We start from the raw sequence: 13819 nt of genomic DNA on the forward strand, positions 1-13819 counted from the left end.
GGACTCCAGGTGCGCTCGCGTCCGCAGCGGCCACCATGGCGCACGCTTGCGGAGCCGGTGAAGCAGGCACTCCAGGCCGGGCAGGGAGAGGCGGGCCCTCGTCGCCTGAAAGCGGGCTTGCGCGCCTGGACTACCCGCGTCTCCGGTAAGCTCGAGGAAGCCGTCGAGCGCGAATTCGGGAAGGAACTCGACCGCAGCCTGGGCGACATGCTGCCCGCGCTGGGAGCGGCATTCGGGATTGCCGTGGTCTTGTTCAGTGCATGGGATTACTGGATCGATCCGGAGCGGGCAGCGACCACAAGCATGTTGCGCCTGGCGCTCGTGCTGATCGGCGCCGTGGGGTATGCCGCATGGCTCCCGGCGATCCCGGTGGGCTGGCGTTGCGGCTTCGTCTACGGCACGCATACGGGCGCCATGATCCTCAGTTCGGCACTGCTGCCCGACGGCCTGGTGCTCGCGCTCCCGGCGATCACCGGAGTCATGTTTCCAGTCGCGCTGATGGAGCCTCGGCTGCACCGCTTATTGCTAATATTCCTGTTCCCGACGCTATTGTTCGCCCTGTTGGGCGCCGCTGTTCTCCCACAGCAGGTCTTTGCCAGGAGTGCCCTGGTCTACCTGATCACGCTTGGCTTGGCCGCAGCGATCGCTATCAAGCAGGGCCACTTGCGGCGCGCCGCGTTTGTGGCACAACGAGCGCTTGCCTATGAGGCGCATCACGACAGCCTCAGCGGCCTCCTGGCGCGGGGCTACCTGATCGAGCTTGCAGGTCACGACTTTTCGCTCGCGCGGCGCTACAACCGGCCGTTGGCCATCAGCATGATCGACATCGACTACTTCAAGCGTATCAACGATACCTTTGGCCATCCTGCGGGCGACGCCCTGATTCGCGAGCTTGGCAAGGTGTGCTCGGCCGAGCTGCGCGCCAGCGACTATTTCGGGCGCATCGGGGGCGAGGAGTTTGTCTGTGTCATGCCGGAGACGCAGGAAGAAGAGGCGATCGCCTGCGCCGAGAGGATGCGCAATGCCGTAGCAGCCATTCGGCTGGATTTCCCGGAGGGCGTGGTGCGATGTACCATCAGCATCGGGATCGCAGGTCTTGAACCCCGCCACTCGGATTTCAACGCTTTACTGGCTGCAGCCGATGCCGCTCTGTACCGGGCCAAGGCAGGCGGACGTGATCGCATCGAGCTGGCGCCGCACGAACACCCCTGAGGATGGTTGGCTAGCCGGGAGCGGCCGTCAACAGCGCCGCGAGTCGCCCGGGTTCGAGAAGCTCGATCTCGCGCTTGTCGAGGGCGATCCAGCCCTCGTCGCGGAAGCGGGTCAGCAGACGGCTGACGCTTTCGAGCGCCAGTCCGAGGTGGTCGCCGATATCGGCGCGCGACATGTGCAGGCGGAAGCGGCGCGCCGACAACCCGCGCTGGGCATACCTTGCCGACAGGCTCAGCAGGAATCCGGCCAGCCTTTCTGCCGCGGACCTGTTCGCATGCAGGAGCGCAGCCTGCTCGCGGACAATCTCCTGGCTCATCGCACAATGGAAGCGCTGCAGCAATCGTGGCGATACCTGGAGGGTTTCCAAGAACTTAGTATAGGGAATTTCACAGACCTCGCTGTCCTCGAGCGCTACCAGGGTGCATGTGTGGCGTCCGGTGGAGATCGCGTCCAGGCCGATCAGGTCGGCGGTCATGTAGAACGCGGTGACGCGAGGATGACCGTGGTGGTCGGGGCGCGAACCCTTCAGGTGTCCGAACCGCACCGCGTAGAGCATGACGAAGGGCTGGGCCCGGCGAACCAGGATGTCGTCGCGCGCGAGGCGGCGGCGGTGCACGATCAGGTTGTTGAACGTGGCGAATTCGCGTGCATCGACGCCGGAGGGCAGGTACAGGTCGCGGGCGACGCACCGACGGCACTTGGGTACCAGCGGTGCGCGCATGGGAGCACCCAGCTCAGGTTGAACGCTCATGTGATTCATACGGTCTCCCCCGGCGCGCGAAGACGCCGCGCAGACCAGTATCCGGTAAAGTGGAGGGGCGGGCAAGGGCGACGATGGCTTCATTTCTGTAAGGCATCGTGGATCTGTTCGAGCAGGCGCCTTCATTATTCGGTCAAATTTTGATGTCGGTCAACTGAGCCGCATGACATATCGGCTTGGAAGAATTACAGTCGGTCCGACCATGTCGATCGAACGAGACAGCGAGGAATCGATGGCGGACCCCGTCCCGGTAATACCCGACGGCCTGCGCGGCGAGCACGCGGCCTTCACGTCCCGTCCGGACAGCCATGGAAGCTGACGCTCCCGGCGCTCCCGCGGGACTGGACAGCGAAGAGGCGGCTCGGCGCCTGGCGCGCGACGGTCCCAACAGCCTGCCCGATGCAAGCCGACGGCGCTGGCGGCGCATCGCCGCGGACGCGGCCCGCGAGCCGATGTATCTGCTGCTCGCCGGCGCCGCAGTACTCTACCTTCTGCTGGGCGAGCCGCGCGAAGGTGTGTTCCTGCTGGGCATGGTGGTCCTCATGATGTGCATGACCCTGTTTCAGGAAGGGCGCACCGAACGCGCGCTCCAGGCACTGCGCGACCTGAGTTCCCCGACCGCTCTTGCTTGGCGCGACGGCCAGGCGCAGCGTATTCCGGCGAGCGCACTGGTAGAAGGCGACCTGGTGGAGCTGGGCGAGGGCGACCGGGTGCCGGCCGACGGCCTGCTGCTCGCCGCTGCCGGCTTGCTGGTGGATGAGTCGCTGCTGACCGGCGAATCGGTCCCGGTCGGCAAGCTCGCGGCGCCGAAGGGCAGCGCGCCGGCGCCCCCGGGCGGCGCCGACCTGCCATGGGTGTTCTCCGGGACCCTGGTGGTGCAGGGCCATGGCCTGGCGCGGGTCAGCGCCACCGGCCCGCGCAGCGAGATCGGTCGCATCGGAGCCGCGCTCGGACAGATCGAGCCGCCACGCAGCCGCCTGCAGCGCGAGACCACGCAGCTGGCGCGCCGCTTCGCCCTGCTGGGAGGCGTCGTCAGCGTGTCCCTGGTGCTGTTGCTGGTCGCGCGCGGCAGCGACTGGCTGCAGGCCCTGCTGGCAGGCATCGCCTTGTCGATGTCGATGCTGCCGGAAGAGTTTCCCGTCATCCTGACCGTGTTTCCCGCACTCGGCGCCTGGCGCCTGGCGCGGCGCCAGGTTCTGACCCGGCGCCTGGCGGCCATCGAGATCCTCGGTTCGACCTCGGTGTTATGTGTCGACAAGACGGGCACGCTCACGGAGAACCGGATGGCGGTGGCGGCTCTGTGGCGCGAAGGGGTCAAGCACGAGCCGGGCGGCGGGGCTCCGATGCCGGAGGCGCACGGGGAACTGCTGGCGCACGCGCTGCGCGCCAGCCGCGAACTCGGCAGCGACCCGATGGAAGCGGCCTTCTGGCGCCTGGCGGGCGATGCGCTTGCGGACGGCGGCGCGGTGCCGCACGGCTGGGTCCAGGTTCATGAGTACGGCCTGACACCCCAGCGCCCGGCGCTGGTGCAGGTCTGGGACCGCGGGGACGGCAGCGCGCTGGTCGCCGCAAAGGGGGCGCCGGAGACGATCGCCGCCATGTGCCGCGCGGACCCGCCGCGCCTCGCGGCGGCGCTGGAGGCGGCGGCGCGCATGGCGGGCGCAGGCCTGCGCGTGTTGGCGGTGGCGCGCGCCGATGTGCGCACGGGCCCATGGCCGGCCGACCCGGCCGCCTTCGGGTTCGAGTTGCTGGGCCTGGCTGCCTTGGCCGATCCCCTGCGCGAGGATATACCGGCGGCAATCGCATCGTGCCGGGAGGCCGGCCTTCGCGTCGTGATGATCACCGGCGACCACCCGGAAACGGCACGCGCGATCGCGCGCCAGGCCGGGCTGGGGGAAGGTGAAGTACTGACTGGGGCCCAGATCGAGGCGCTCGACGATGCGGCGCTGGCCGCCCGGCTCGCCGAGGCAGCGGTCTGTGCGCGCATCGCGCCGCAGCAGAAGCTGAGGATCGTGCGCGCCTTGCAGCAGGAGGGCGCCGTGGTGGCCATGACGGGCGACGGCGTGAACGACGCCCCGGCCCTGCGCGCGGCCAACGTGGGTGTGGCCATGGGACGGCGCGGCACCGACGTCGCGCGCGAGGCGGCGGAACTCACCCTGCTCGACGACCGCTTCGCCTCGCTGGTGGAGGCGATCGCTTCCGGGCGCAGGATCTTCGGCAACATGCGCAAATCGATGTGCTACGTGATGGCGATGCACGTGCCAATAGCGGGCATGGCCCTGCTGCCGGTCCTGCTGGGCTGGCCGGTGCTGCTGTATCCGCTGCATATTGTCTTCCTCGAACTGGTGATCGATCCTGCGTGTTCGCTTGCGTTCGAGAACGAGCCACCTGAAGCCGACCTCATGCGCAGGCCGCCGCGGGCGCGCGATGACGCCCTGTTTGGCCGCGAAGCCATCCTCGGCGCGCTCGTGCAGGGGCTGTGGGTGCTGGCGGTGCTGGCCGTGCTGTACGGCTGGGCGCTATCGCAGCTGCCCGAGTCCCAGGCGCGCACGGTCGCCTTCGCCGGGCTTGTCTTGTGCAACCTGGCCCTGCTGCTGTCCAACCGCCAGCGCGGCGGGGTTGGCGGGACGCTGCGAATCGCCAATCCGGTGTTCTGGACGATCACCGGGATCGCGCTGCTGCTGCTGGCGCTTGCGGTGTTCGTTCCGGCGGCGGCCTCCATGCTCCGCCTTGCGCCCCCTCCGCCTGCGATCCTGGCCGGCGCCGGGCTGGCCGCCCTCCTTGCGCTGGCCGGGCTGGAGCTGCGCAAGGCTTTTTCTGCGCGAAGGCAACAGCCGGCCAGGATCGCGGGAGGATAGACGCTGGCCACGCGCTTTTGGGTGCTCAGCCGCCGTGCGGCAAGCCCAGGTTCTGGTTTGCCGGCACGGCCACGTCGATCAGCTTCGGTTTCGGCAGGTTCAGCTCGCCCATGAGCTTGACGAAATCCGCGCGGCTGCGGCCGGCCAGGCGCGCGTTGTGGCGCTTCTCCCATCCGATCGTCGACACCGCCTGGCCCTTGTAGTCGTGGCCGGGCCACATGCGCGTGTCGTCCGGCAGGGTGAACAGCTTGGCGTTGACGCTGTCGTACAGGGCGTCGGCACTGCCGCTCTGGAAGTCGGTGCGGCCGCAGCCGTCGATCAGAAGGGTGTCGCCGGTGAAGACGTTTCCGCGCCAGACATAGCTCATGCTGCCGGCGGTGTGGCCCGGCGTGTGCAGCACGGCGATCTCCTCGGCGGCGCCGAAGCGGATCACATCGCCATCCTTCAATTGCAGCTCGGCGGGCGCGATGCCGCAGCCGCCCGGCACCGCGGCGGCGGCGCCGGTCTGTTCGCGCAGCCTGCCGGCCGAGGTCACGTGGTCGGCGTGCGCGTGGGTCTCGAGCACGTAGCGCAGCTTCAGGCCAAGGCGCTCGAGATGGCGGAGGTCGCGCTCCCAGTGGCGCTCCACGGGATCGACGATGACGGCATCGGCCTCGCCGGGCGCAGCCAGGATGTAGGTGAAAGTCGAGGATTCGGTGTCGAACAGCTGGATCGGGTTGAGGTTCATGTCGTTCTCCAAAGAAGAGGTTACCTGCGCTTCAGGCGAGCAGGGCCTTCGCGACCATGCCGGCGGCCACCAGGGCCGAGACCACGGCGAAGGCTTTCTGCAAGGCCGGCCCCGCCACCCTGGCGGCGAGCGAGCGGCCGCCGAGCATGCCGGCCAGGGCGCCTCCGGCAAACGGGAGCGCCATGGACCAGGCGACGCCTCCCTGGGCCGCCGACGTCGCCACCCCGGCGGCGGATATGATGGCGATCACGGCCAGCGACGTCGCCACCGCCGATGTCATCGGCAGGTCGGTATGGCGCCGCAGGGCCGGAACCATGACGAAACCGCCGCCGACCCCGAGCAGGCCGGACAGGAAACCCGCCAGCGCGCCGGACAGGCCCAGCGCCCGGGCGCAGGGACGGGTCCAGACGAAGCGGCCGCTGCGCTCGCCGCGCAGGCAGACCGGCGCATCCGTGGACTGGCTGGATGCCGGAAGGGCGGCCTGGCGCCAGGTCCTGTACGCCACGACCAGCAGCGTGAGGCCGAACAGCAGGCCCAGCCAGCGGGCGTCCGCCAGGCGCGCCGCCCACAGGCCGGCCGGCGCCAGCAGCATGCCGGACGCCGCGATCAGGAGGGCGGCGCGGTAGCGCACCTGCCCGGCGCGCAGCCCGAGGAGGGCGCCGAGCGTGGCCGCCATCCCGACCGCCAGCAGGCCGATCGGTCCGGCCTGGGCGACGCCGATCCCGGTGCCGAACACCAGCAGGGGGACGGCGAGGATGCCGCCGCCCGCGCCGGTCAGCGCCAGGATCAGGCCGACCAGGAGGCCGAGCAGGATGGGGATCAGCATGGCATGCCCGCCTCAGGCCTTGCCGGCGGCGCGGGTGGAGCCCAAACGCTCGAACAACTCGAACAGGCCCATGCCGGCCAGCATGGCGGCCGTGAACAGGAGGGGCTTGGCGCCGCCGGTCGCCAGCGAGGACAGCGCCGGGCCGGGGCAGTAGCCCGCCAGGCCCCAGCCGGCGCCGAAGGCGAGCGAGCCGAGCACGAGCCGGCGGTCGATCCGGGTCGCGGTCGGCAGGCGCATGGCCTCGCCCAGCAGCGAGCGCTCGCGCCGGCCGGCGATGCGGAATGCGAATAGCCCGACCAGGATCGCCCCGCCCATGACGAAGGCCAGCGACGGGTCCCAGTTGCCGGCCAGGTCGAGGAAGCCGATTACCTTGGACGGATCGGTCATGCCCGAGACGATCAGGCCGATGCCGAACGCCAGGCCGACGATGAATGCGCTAAGGATGTGCATGGTGGTGACTCCAGTCTCAGGTGAACAGGTGGCGCGCGAGGAACACGGTGGCGAAGCCGGCCAGCATGAAGGCCGCGGTGGCCACCAGCGAGCGCGGCGACAGGCGCGAGATGCCGCACACGCCATGGCCGCTGGTGCAGCCGGCGCCGTAGCGGGTGCCCACGCCGACCAGCAGGCCGGCGGCCACCAGCGTCAGCCCATCGGCCTCGACGATGGCGGCGGGCGGCGCCGCCGCCAGTGCGTAGGCGAGCGGTGCGCCCACCAGGCCCAGCAGGAAAGCCAGGCGCCAGCCGATATCGCCGCGCGCCGGGCGCAGCAGGCCGCCCAGGATGCCGCTGATGCCGGCGATCCTGCCGTTGAGCAGCACGAAGCCGGCGGCGGCCGCGCCGATGATCAGCCCGCCGGCGAGCGAGCTGCCGGGGGTGAAGTGGATCCAGTCGATGTTCATGAGGTGACTCCTTCGGAAGGCAGGCAGAATTGCTGGTACAGCACTTGCATGAGCGCCAGTGCTTCACTGCTGTCGATACGGTAGAAGATCTGCTTGCCTTCACGCCGCGTGCTGACCAGTTGCTCGTCGCGCAGCACGCCGAGCTGCTGCGACAGCGTCGGCTGGCCGATTCCCAGCAGGGTTTCCAGCTCGCCGACCGCGTATTCGCCCTGGCTCAGCTGGCAGAGCAGCATCAGCCGGTCGGGGTTGCCCAGGACCTTGAGCAGGGCGCAGGCCTGCGCGGCGGCGGCGCGCATCTGTTGCAAATCCAGTTGTTGTGTATCGGACATGGGATTCTCGTTCACTCTATCTGGAGACATTCTATAAAGTTACAATATATGTTCTAGTATACTGTAGTCCGAATCCACGCACAAGATTCCCTTCTGAGCATCTGCTGTCTCGGCGCGCACTACGCGGTGGCGCCGCGATTCACGCCGGAGGATCTCGGGTGGCTGAAGCAGCAGGTTTTTGCCACCCTGGTCTGCGACCGGCCCGGCGGCGAAGGCGCCGGCCAAGCGGTTTTCCCCGAGATCGAAGCGGAGGCAAGGAAGCACGGCATGCAGGCGCTGCATCTGCATGTCACGCCCAGCAGGATCATCCAGCCGCCCTTGACGCCTTCGCCGCCTTCTATGGCCGAGCGCCGAAAGCCGGTCCTGGGTTTCTGCCGCACCGGCATGCGGGCCGAGGCCTCGTGGTAGAGCACGCGTCGGTAAGGCAGGGGCGATCCCTGCCAGGAAGCGGCGGCAGGGCCCCGGGGGGCGTCCAGGCACGCCCCCCAGGCGACCAGCAGGCTGATTTCCCCGGCCGCACTCCGGCGGTCCGCGCGCGGCTTTCATTGCACGGCAATGCCCCGCGCGCGGGAAAAGCCCCTAGGCGCCGCGCTCGCCCAGGCGCCGCAGGCGCGCGCACCAGCGCGCGGCCCGCTCGGGCGGCATCGCGCCGGCACCGCCGACGATGGTCGTGGATACCGGTGCGATACCGACGAAGTGCAGGATATTCCGGCGCAGGGAGCGCAGGCTGTGGGCGCGGTAGAACGCGCGGTACACCAGAGACGGCATGCCCATCGTGACGATCACACGGGCGCTGCGTCCGCCCAGCAGCCCGGCCTTCAGCGGGTTCGCCGGCGTGCGGGCGATCGCGAAGCCAGGCCGCAGGACCTGTTCGAGAAAGCCCTTCAGCAGGGCCGGCATGTCGCCCAGCCACAGGGGATAGATCAGAACGATGTGGGCGGCGCGCGCGATGGCTTCCTGGGCCGGCCGCAGCGGGGGCGGCACGTCGCCGTGCTGCCATTGCGCCGCATCGGTCAGCAGGGCGAACCCGATCCGCGCCGGCTCGACGGTCTCGACACTGTTTCCGGCCGCGCGTGCGCCGTCGGCGTAGGCCTCGGCCAGCGCATGGCACAGGTGCTGGCGGGCGCTGTCCGGATGCCCCTGGATGATCAGGATATGCTTGCTCATTCAGGCCGCCCGGTCGGCGTCGAGGATGCGGCGCATCGTCACCATGCCGTCGGCGCCGGCGTGCAGGTCGAAGCCGAGGGCGCGCGCCAGCGCGTGCATGCCGGCATTCTCCGGCAGCGCGACCCCTTCGACCACGGCCACGCCGCGCGCGGCGCAGTAGTCGAGCAGGCGGGTCATCAGCAGACGTCCCAGTCCTCGCCCCTTCAGGTCCGAGCGGATGGCGACCGCGAACTCGCCGCGCACCTCGTCCGGGTCGAGGACGACCCGCGCCACCCCCAGGGTCTCGTCCGCGCCGCCCGATCCCGGGCGGGTGGCGATGAAGGCCATCTCGCGCGCATAGTCGATCTGGGTGAAGCGCGCCAGCTGCTGGGGCGAGAGCTCGCGCATCAGGCCGAACATGCGCATGTGGACGTCCTGCGGCGTGAGCGCATGGAAGAAGGCCACGTGCGCGGCGGCGTCTTCGGGACGAATGGGACGCAGCGTCAGCCTGCCTATCGCGCTGTCCACCTGGCGTTCCAGTTGTTCCGGATACGGCAGGATCGCCAGCCGCGCATGGCCGTCGCACCCTGCGGGAACCGGCTGCAGCCGCATGCGCGCGTCGAGGGCGATCACGCCGCCGGCGTCAGCCAGCAGCGGATTGATATCCAGTTCGGCCAGCTCGGGCAGGTCGGCCGCCAGCTGGCCCACGCGCACCAGAACGTCGCACAGGGCGTCCATGTCGGCCGGCGGCCGGCCGCGGTAGCCCGCCAGCAGGCGCGCCACGCGGGTGCGGCTGACGAGATCGGCGGCCAGCACCCGGTTCAGCGGGGGCAACCCCACCGCCTGGTCGGCCGTGACTTCGACGCTGACGCCGCCATGACCGAACAGCACGACCGGCCCGAATACCGGGTCGACACTGACGCCGACGATCAATTCCAGCGCCTGCGGCCGGCGCGCCATCGCCTGGACCGTGAAGCCGTCCACGCGCGCGTGGGGCAGCCGGGTGCGCACCCGCTCCAGCATCGCATCGAGCGCCGCGCCGAGCCCCTCCGGGCCGGCCAGGTCGAGCGCCACCCCGCCGATGTCGGACTTGTGGACGATGTCCGGCGACACGATCTTCAGGGCCACCGGATAGCCGAGGCGCCCGGCGGCGGCCAGCGCGTCCCGGCGATCAGCGACGATCTCGGTCGCCACCACGGGGATGCCGTATGCGGCCAGCAGGGCCTTGGCGGCATGCTCGCCCACGGCGCCGCCGGCGTCCATGCCCCCGGCGATGAGGGCGTCGACCTGGACGCGGGCGGCATGGCGGTCGGGCGCGCCGAGCTCGGACGGCCCGGGGGCCTGCATCAGGACGGCCTGGTTGCGCCGGTAATCCACCAGCTGCTGGAAGCCCTTGACCGCTTCCTCGGGAGTGTCGAAGACCGGCACCCCGGCCTCGATGCACAGGCGGCGGGCCTCGGCCACGCTGGGACCGCCCAGCCAGCAGCACAGGACGGGCCGCGCGGCGTCCGCGATCAGCGGCAGCAGGGTGCGGGCGATCTCGGCGCTCGGCACGATCGCCGTCGGCGCGTGGATCATCAGCACGGCATCCAGCTCGGGTGCGTCCAGCAACGCGGCCAGCGCATGGCGGTAGCGCTCCGCGGGCGCATCGCCCACGATGTCGATCGGATTGGCGTGCGACCACAAGGGCGGCAAGCCGTCGCCCAGGCGCGCCAGCGTGGCGGGCGCCAGCTGGGCCAGCACGCCGCCCGCGTCCGCCAGGGCGTCGGTCGCCATGACGCCCGGCCCGCCGCCGTTGGTGAGGATCGCCAGGCGCTCGCCGCGCGGAAGGCGGGCGCGCGCCAGCATCGCCACCGCGTCGAACAGGTCGTCCGTGGTGCGCACCCGCAGCATGCCGGCGCGGCGCAGCGCCGCGTCGTAGACCAGGTCCGATCCGGCCAGCGCGCCGGTATGGCTGAAGGCCGCGCGCGCCGCGTCCTTGCCGCGCCCGGCCTTGACGATCAGGGTCGGCTTGCCGCGCGCCGCGCCGCGCGCCGCGCTCATGAACTTGCGCGCCTGGCGCAGGCTTTCGGCATACAGCAGGATGGCGTCGGTGCCGGGATCGGCGGCCAGGTAATCGAGCAGGTCGCCGAAATCGACGTCGCTGCCGTCGCCCAGGGAGATGAAACAGGAAAAGCCGATACGCCGCGCGGCGGCCCAGTCGAGCACGGCGGTGACGAGCGCCCCCGACTGCGCCACGAAGGCCAGGCGGCCGGGGAGCGCCGCGCCCGGCGCGAAGCTGGCGTTCAGGCCAATGCCCGGCACCAGCATGCCGACGCAGTTTGGGCCGAGGATGCGCAGCAGCCAGGGTTGCGCCGCGTCCAGCATGGCTTGGCGCAGGCTGCGGCCGCCGCCGGCGTCGGCGTCCAGACCGGCGCTGATGACGATGGCTGCGCGGCAGCCGGCGGCGCCGAGTTCCCCGATCAGCGTCGGCACCGTGGACGCCGGCGTGCAGATCACGGCCAGGTCGGGGACGCCGGGCAGCTCGCCGACGCGGCTGTAGGCAGGGCGGCCGCCAACCTGGGCATGGCGCCGGTTGACCGGCCACAGCGGTCCGCGGAAGCCGCCCGCAAGGATGTTTCGCCACACGGTCGCGCCCACGCTGCCGGGCCGGTCGGAGGCGCCGATCACGGCGACCGAGCGGGGCGCAAAGAAGTGACCGAGGTTGCGAATACTCATGAGCTCTCCCTGGCCTCAGCCAAATATCGACAGCCTAGCGAAGCCCGAGAGTAAATTATTTGACGGACATCAAAATTGGAATAGAAATCGATGGTAGCGCCCGCAGTGCGAGGTTCGCTGCGCCAGTCAGTACGAATGCTCGTGGATTTGATCTCCATCAAACACAAGGCCGGGCGATATGGCGAGACTGGCTTGACATTCTTGGTCGGGACGAGGAGCAGGGCTGATGAGCTACAAGACCATCGTCGTACATGCGGACCTGTCGCGCCATGCTCCAGGGCGGATCCGGATCGCCGCCGAGCTGGCCAAGGCGCATGGTGCACACCTGATCGGCGTTGCCGCCACCGGCGTGTCGCGTGACATTTTTCCACATGGCTACCATGCGGCGCCGGACAGCCTTGAGGCAAGCTATTTCCAGCCATTGCACGACACGGCGGCGCGCGCCCTCGAACAGTTCGCCGCCATCGCCGACGAGGCAGGGGTGCCGTCGGAGGGCCGCCTGGTGTGCGACCTGGTCAGCGATGCGCTTGCCAGGCTGGGACGCTTCAGCGACCTGGTGGTCGTCAACCAGGACGATCTTGCCGAAGCCCTGACCGACACGATCGGGCGCGTTCCGGAATATGTCGTGTTTACCTGCGCCCGCCCGGTTCTGGTCGTCCCCTGCGCACCGGGGCGCCGGTCGCCGGGCGAGCACATCCTGGTGGCATGGAACGGCAGCAAGGAGGCCTCGGCCGCCCTGCGCGCCGCCGTGCCCCTGATGCAGCGCGCCACGCGCGTGACTGTCGTGTCATTCCAGATCCCCGGCGGCGCCGGCCTGTCCGATGCCGGCGAGGATGCAGACTTGATCGCCTTCCTTTCCCGCCACGCGATCCGGGTGGAGATGCTGGCGATCCGGCGCAATATCGACAATGGCCATCACCTGCTGACGCTGGCGGCACAGGACGGCTACGATCTCGTGGTCATGGGGTGCTACGGCCATACCCAGTTCCGTGAACTCTTTCTCGGCGGCGTGAGCAGGACCGTGCTCCAGGACAGCACGATTCCCCTGTTGCTCGCGCGCTGAGCCGGAACCGACCCCCCGCGCTTACGGGAATTCGCCGAACTCCGGCCGCGACGCTTCGCGCGGTACCCGCAGCAACAGTACCGGGACGGTCGAGTTCGCGAGCACGTATTGCGCGACGCTGCCGGCGAACAACCGGTTGGCGTCGTTCGGTCCGTGCGTTCCCATTACGATCAGGTCGCAACCCTGTTCTTCCGCGATCCGCACGATCTCCGGGCCCGGTACCGAGGAGAGCGGTGTTGCCCACTCGCAACTCACCCCGGCAGCGTCGGCGATGCGCCGGACGGTCTCGACGTGAGCGCGGGCAGCCTCGTGTGCGCGGAGGAACTCGGCCCGGGTGTCCGGCACGGCGGCGCCGCTGTCCGGCATGGAAAAGTGCGGTTGCGCGACCGATACCGCCACCATGCGTCCGGCGCCTGCTCGCGCGAGCAGGGCGCCCATCTGGGCTGCCTGGACTGCGATGTCGGAGCCGTCTGTCGCCACGCAAACTCTTTCGATGAACATGATGGAGGGTCCGGGAAGGTGGAATGCGTTCAGGATTACCATACTTGCTCGTGCTGTGTTTGACCGGCGTCAAGGAACTGCCAAATGGCATCTCAGGCAATTTTGATCGAGATCAAACATTTAATACGGCACTGAGTCGAAGATGGAAAAGCCTTCATTGATCGCGATCGGACGGCTCTCTCATGTGCCTTGCCATTCCCATGCAGGTTGTCGCGCTCGACGGACAAACGGCGTGCTGCGAGGCGGGCGGCGTCCGTCGTGAAGTCAGCCTCTACCTCTTGCCTCCCGGTTCGGTTGATGCCGGCGACTTCGTCATCGTGCACGTGGGTTATGCGATCCAGACAGTGGCAGCGGACGAAGCGCTGGGCACCTGGGAACTGCTGGATCGCGCTACACGCGCGCAGGGCGGGACATGATGCATGAGCTGTCTGTCTGCAGCGCGCTGCTGGACCAGGTGGCCCGGCTGGCGGCGCGGCACGGGGCAAGCGGCGTGAGCATGGTGAGCTTGCGGCTGGGACCCTTGTCCGGTATCGAGCCGGCGCTGCTGCGGGCAGCCTATCGGGAGGCGCGCCGCGGTACGCCCGCGCAGGACGCGGAACTGGCCATCGTGGAGGTTCCGCTCAGGATCGCCTGCCTGCGCTGCGGGGCAGCAGGCGACGCCGCGCTCGACAGGCTGAGCTGCGCCATCTGCGGCAGCGGGCTGACCCGGCTCCTGAGCGGCGACGAAATGCTGCTCGACAGCGTCGACCTGGTCTTCCCTGGCCAGTCAACTTAGCGCCTT

General features: G+C 69.5%; 15 protein-coding genes. 6 read left to right on the forward strand and 9 right to left on the reverse strand.

Features of this window, described 5'->3' with window-relative positions; genetic code table 11:
- The first annotated feature begins 57 nt into the window (after window positions 1-57).
- A complete protein-coding gene (locus V7778_RS13050; RefSeq protein ID WP_335555836.1) occupies window positions 58-1212 on the forward strand; it encodes a GGDEF domain-containing protein in 1155 nt (384 codons plus the stop codon).
- A gap of 10 nt (window positions 1213-1222) precedes the next feature.
- Here V7778_RS13050 and V7778_RS13055 read toward each other — a convergent pair whose 3' ends face one another.
- On the reverse strand, window positions 1223-1972 hold the full coding sequence (locus V7778_RS13055) for a helix-turn-helix domain-containing protein (protein ID WP_335555839.1): 750 nt from the start codon (window positions 1970-1972) through the stop codon (window positions 1223-1225).
- Between the two features lie 308 nt (window positions 1973-2280).
- Here V7778_RS13055 and V7778_RS13060 point away from each other — a divergent pair, with 308 nt between their 5' ends.
- On the forward strand, window positions 2281-4830 hold the full coding sequence (locus V7778_RS13060) for a cation-translocating P-type ATPase (RefSeq protein WP_335555841.1): 2550 nt from the start codon (window positions 2281-2283) through the stop codon (window positions 4828-4830).
- Between the two features lie 25 nt (window positions 4831-4855).
- Here V7778_RS13060 and V7778_RS13065 read toward each other — a convergent pair whose 3' ends face one another.
- The 5 genes from V7778_RS13065 to V7778_RS13085 are packed head-to-tail and all read right to left on the reverse strand — an operon-like array spanning window position 4856 to window position 7610.
- Window positions 4856-5557, reverse strand: a complete 702-nt coding sequence (locus V7778_RS13065) for an MBL fold metallo-hydrolase (RefSeq protein WP_335555843.1) — start codon at window positions 5555-5557, stop codon at window positions 4856-4858.
- Window positions 5558-5588: 31 nt separating this feature from the next.
- A complete protein-coding gene (locus V7778_RS13070) occupies window positions 5589-6383 on the reverse strand; it encodes a sulfite exporter TauE/SafE family protein (RefSeq protein ID WP_335555845.1) in 795 nt (264 codons plus the stop codon).
- A gap of 12 nt (window positions 6384-6395) precedes the next feature.
- A complete protein-coding gene (locus tag V7778_RS13075; protein ID WP_335555847.1) occupies window positions 6396-6833 on the reverse strand; it encodes a YeeE/YedE family protein in 438 nt (145 codons plus the stop codon).
- A 16-nt stretch (window positions 6834-6849) separates the two neighbouring features.
- On the reverse strand, window positions 6850-7281 hold the full coding sequence (locus V7778_RS13080; protein WP_335555848.1) for a YeeE/YedE family protein: 432 nt from the start codon (window positions 7279-7281) through the stop codon (window positions 6850-6852).
- Window positions 7278-7610: a metalloregulator ArsR/SmtB family transcription factor gene (locus tag V7778_RS13085; RefSeq protein ID WP_335555851.1), complete on the reverse strand. Its 333-nt coding sequence runs from the start codon at window positions 7608-7610 to the stop codon at window positions 7278-7280. The genes V7778_RS13080 and V7778_RS13085 overlap by 4 nt, the downstream gene beginning before the upstream one ends.
- A 99-nt stretch (window positions 7611-7709) precedes the next feature.
- Between V7778_RS13085 and V7778_RS13090 the strand changes: the two genes are divergently transcribed.
- Complete coding sequence (locus tag V7778_RS13090; protein WP_335555991.1) at window positions 7710-8018, forward strand: beta-lactamase hydrolase domain-containing protein; 309 nt, start codon at window positions 7710-7712, stop codon at window positions 8016-8018.
- 171 nt (window positions 8019-8189) lie between these two features.
- Here the strand turns inward: V7778_RS13090 and V7778_RS13095 are convergent, their stop codons facing one another.
- Both V7778_RS13095 and V7778_RS13100 read right to left on the reverse strand, forming a co-directional pair.
- Window positions 8190-8777, reverse strand: a complete 588-nt coding sequence (locus V7778_RS13095; RefSeq protein WP_335555853.1) for an NAD(P)H-dependent oxidoreductase — start codon at window positions 8775-8777, stop codon at window positions 8190-8192.
- Window positions 8778-11474, reverse strand: coding sequence for a bifunctional acetate--CoA ligase family protein/GNAT family N-acetyltransferase (locus V7778_RS13100; protein WP_335555855.1), 2697 nt, complete (start codon window positions 11472-11474; stop codon window positions 8778-8780). It abuts the gene before it with no gap.
- A 226-nt stretch (window positions 11475-11700) separates the two neighbouring features.
- On the opposite strand from V7778_RS13100, the gene V7778_RS13105 reads away from it, so the two are divergent.
- A complete protein-coding gene (locus tag V7778_RS13105; protein ID WP_335555856.1) occupies window positions 11701-12537 on the forward strand; it encodes a universal stress protein in 837 nt (278 codons plus the stop codon).
- Window positions 12538-12558: 21 nt separating this feature from the next.
- Here the strand turns inward: V7778_RS13105 and V7778_RS13110 are convergent, their stop codons facing one another.
- A complete protein-coding gene (locus V7778_RS13110; RefSeq protein ID WP_335555858.1) occupies window positions 12559-13080 on the reverse strand; it encodes a universal stress protein in 522 nt (173 codons plus the stop codon).
- A gap of 140 nt (window positions 13081-13220) precedes the next feature.
- Between V7778_RS13110 and V7778_RS13115 the strand changes: the two genes are divergently transcribed.
- Together V7778_RS13115 and V7778_RS13120 are read left to right on the forward strand one after the other, a co-directional pair.
- Complete coding sequence (locus V7778_RS13115; protein ID WP_335555860.1) at window positions 13221-13454, forward strand: HypC/HybG/HupF family hydrogenase formation chaperone; 234 nt, start codon at window positions 13221-13223, stop codon at window positions 13452-13454.
- Window positions 13454-13813, forward strand: a complete 360-nt coding sequence (locus V7778_RS13120; protein ID WP_335555861.1) for a hydrogenase maturation nickel metallochaperone HypA/HybF — start codon at window positions 13454-13456, stop codon at window positions 13811-13813. The genes V7778_RS13115 and V7778_RS13120 overlap by 1 nt, the downstream gene beginning before the upstream one ends.
- Window positions 13814-13819: the final 6 nt, after the last annotated feature.

Source organism: Massilia sp. DD77 (assembly GCF_036961685.1).
GTDB lineage: Bacteria > Pseudomonadota > Gammaproteobacteria > Burkholderiales > Burkholderiaceae_D > Telluria.

What these genes read in the sequence shown, in the direction of transcription:
- V7778_RS13055 (WP_335555839.1), bottom strand. Translation starts at nt 1,972, where the DNA reads ATGAATCACATGAGCGTTCAACCTGAGCTGGGTGCTCCCATGCGCGCA.
- V7778_RS13060 (WP_335555841.1), top strand. Translation starts at nt 2,281, where the DNA reads ATGGAAGCTGACGCTCCCGGCGCTCCCGCGGGACTGGACAGCGAAGAG.
- V7778_RS13065 (WP_335555843.1), bottom strand. Translation starts at nt 5,557, where the DNA reads ATGAACCTCAACCCGATCCAGCTGTTCGACACCGAATCCTCGACTTTC.
- V7778_RS13070 (WP_335555845.1), bottom strand. Translation starts at nt 6,383, where the DNA reads ATGCTGATCCCCATCCTGCTCGGCCTCCTGGTCGGCCTGATCCTGGCG.
- V7778_RS13075 (WP_335555847.1), bottom strand. Translation starts at nt 6,833, where the DNA reads ATGCACATCCTTAGCGCATTCATCGTCGGCCTGGCGTTCGGCATCGGC.
- V7778_RS13080 (WP_335555848.1), bottom strand. Translation starts at nt 7,281, where the DNA reads ATGAACATCGACTGGATCCACTTCACCCCCGGCAGCTCGCTCGCCGGC.
- V7778_RS13085 (WP_335555851.1), bottom strand. Translation starts at nt 7,610, where the DNA reads ATGTCCGATACACAACAACTGGATTTGCAACAGATGCGCGCCGCCGCC.
- V7778_RS13095 (WP_335555853.1), bottom strand. Translation starts at nt 8,777, where the DNA reads ATGAGCAAGCATATCCTGATCATCCAGGGGCATCCGGACAGCGCCCGC.
- V7778_RS13100 (WP_335555855.1), bottom strand. Translation starts at nt 11,474, where the DNA reads ATGAGTATTCGCAACCTCGGTCACTTCTTTGCGCCCCGCTCGGTCGCC.
- V7778_RS13105 (WP_335555856.1), top strand. Translation starts at nt 11,701, where the DNA reads ATGAGCTACAAGACCATCGTCGTACATGCGGACCTGTCGCGCCATGCT.
- V7778_RS13110 (WP_335555858.1), bottom strand. Translation starts at nt 13,080, where the DNA reads ATGGTAATCCTGAACGCATTCCACCTTCCCGGACCCTCCATCATGTTC.
- V7778_RS13115 (WP_335555860.1), top strand. Translation starts at nt 13,221, where the DNA reads ATGTGCCTTGCCATTCCCATGCAGGTTGTCGCGCTCGACGGACAAACG.
- V7778_RS13120 (WP_335555861.1), top strand. Translation starts at nt 13,454, where the DNA reads ATGCATGAGCTGTCTGTCTGCAGCGCGCTGCTGGACCAGGTGGCCCGG.